At 29.3% G+C, this 2,032-nt stretch carries 5 protein-coding genes; all 5 read left to right on the top strand.

All coding sequences use genetic code 11. The features are described from left to right. Positions 1-111: 111 nt before the first annotated feature. Positions 112-348, top strand: a complete 237-nt coding sequence (locus C3E90_RS11875) for an AbrB/MazE/SpoVT family DNA-binding domain-containing protein (RefSeq protein ID WP_236915891.1) — start codon at positions 112-114, stop codon at positions 346-348. A 5-nt stretch (positions 349-353) separates the two neighbouring features. Beyond that, complete coding sequence (locus C3E90_RS13375; protein WP_272879141.1) at positions 354-479, top strand: hypothetical protein; 126 nt, start codon at positions 354-356, stop codon at positions 477-479. Position 480: 1 nt separating this feature from the next. Continuing rightward, the gene (locus tag C3E90_RS11870) at positions 481-816 is read left to right on the top strand and encodes a DsrE family protein (protein WP_236915890.1); all 336 of its coding nucleotides are present in this window, start codon (positions 481-483) and stop codon (positions 814-816) included. A gap of 74 nt (positions 817-890) precedes the next feature. Continuing rightward, complete coding sequence (locus C3E90_RS11865) at positions 891-1,232, top strand: nucleotide pyrophosphohydrolase (RefSeq protein WP_236915889.1); 342 nt, start codon at positions 891-893, stop codon at positions 1,230-1,232. A 76-nt stretch (positions 1,233-1,308) separates the two neighbouring features. Then, positions 1,309-2,032 (top strand): MrcB family domain-containing protein (locus C3E90_RS11860; RefSeq protein ID WP_236915888.1); only part of this gene is annotated, 724 nt, incomplete at its 3' end.

Genomic DNA, 2,032 nt, shown 5'->3' with positions numbered 1-2,032 from the left:
GAGAACGCTGAGGAAGAAATAATGGCTATTGTTTTTGGGTAGATGTATTCATAGAGATTCTCTTATTCTCTATATACAAAAATAAGGTATTTTAAAATTAGAGGTGATATTATGCATACAACAATACAAAAATGGGGAAATAGCCAAGGAATTAGGCTTCCTAAAGCAATACTTGAAATGGCTAATCTTAGTGAGAATGATACGGTGAAATTAGAAGTTGAAGACGGTAAAGTAATAATTATACGTACTAAAAAGCATATAAGCTTAAAAGAAAGAATAGCAGAATATGAGGGAGATTATCAACCTCAAGAATGTGATACAGGGCCTTCCGTTGGGAAAGAGGTATAAGAGGTGTGGCATATATTCCAGAGCAAGGAGATATTATTCTAATTGATTTTAATCTTCAAGCTGGACATGAACAAAAAAGGACATTTTATTTGCCAGCTTTTTTAAATAATTCTAAAGTAAAGGAGAATTAATATGAAAAAACTAAAAGCTTTATTTCATGTAGATGAAATGGAAAAATGGAAACTAACTCTAAAAAATGTTAATAACTTTTTAAACGGTGCAGAAGACCCAAATATATTAGTTGTGGCAAATGCAGTTGCAGTAAAAGGATATTTGCTCGATTATGAATTATTTGAGACTATGGAAGAGCTTAATAAAAAAGGAGTAGTATTTTCAGCCTGTAATAATGCATTAACAGGAAATAATGTAGATCCAGAGGATATTGGAGAATTTGTAAAAATTGTTCCTGCTGGAGTTATAGAAATAGCAGAAAAACAAATGGGAGGCTATGCCTATATTAGACCTTAAATAAACCAAAAAAGGTATCTGGTACAACCCGAATTTTATCGAATATATTAATATAATAACGGAGGTCTAATCTTATGACTGACCAAAACACAAATATCCAACAACTAAAAAACCAAGTTTCAAAATTTACAGAAGAAAGAAATTGGGGACAGTTTCATAATCCCAAAAATCTATCCATGAGCATAGCCATAGAATCCAGTGAACTAATGGAAATTTTCCAGTGGTTAAATGAAAGCGTATCCTGGGATATTATGAGTTCTTCAGAAGCTATTCACCTAGAAGAGGAATTAGCAGATGTAATGATATATTGTTTATCTTTAGCAAATCAATTGGATATAGATGTATCTACTGCTATAGATGATAAAATAAAAAAGAATGGGATTAAGTATCCTATAACGAAATATCGGACAAAATAAATTCTACCTTAACAATTCCGAATCATTTTGGGTATATAAAGAAAAAATAACCCAGTCAAAAACAGGTGGTGATAAATTGATAACAAATTACTTCAAAGATATCTTAGACAATTATCTTGAAAGCAAAACAGTAGGCAGATTTAATAAAAATCATGAAATGCATGAAATGTTTAAGTTGATAAATTATACTACTACAGATGCTTTAAATGAGATTGTAAAAGAATATGACTTAAGTGCAAGGGGATCCTGTGGTGCTGGCACGTGGACAAGATATCCATGGATTGCTGCATATAATGAAGAGATTACTACTACTATTCAAAGAGGTGTATATATAGTTTATTTATTTTCCGAGGATATGAGTAGAGTATATCTAACATTAAATCAAGGATGTACAAATCTAAAAAAGGAATTGGGTACTAAAGCAGCAAAAGAATCCATGAGGTCTACAAGAGAAATGATAAGAAATACTTTAAATAATTATAGATTTAATATAGATAATGATTTAATTATCGGGAATGTAGATTATGAAATTGGTTCAATATATTATAAAGAATATTTGAGAGATGATTTTCCAAATGAGGAAGAATTTCTTGAAGATTTAAAAGATATGATTAGAATCTATAACGATTATTATAATTTGATTTATCTTAAAGACAATGAAGCCATAGACAATCACATTGAGATTAAGTCAAACACACAAAAATCTGGAGAGAAAAATATGAAAAATAATATAAATAGTATATATAAAAATATTAAATCAAAGGGTTTTATTTTTTCCTATGAAGATTTAAGTAATTTTT

It is taken from the genome of Clostridium sp. Cult2, from assembly GCF_021655075.1.
Lineage (GTDB): Bacteria > Bacillota > Clostridia > Tissierellales > Tepidimicrobiaceae > Schnuerera.
This window is presented reverse-complemented; position numbering and strand designations above follow the sequence as displayed.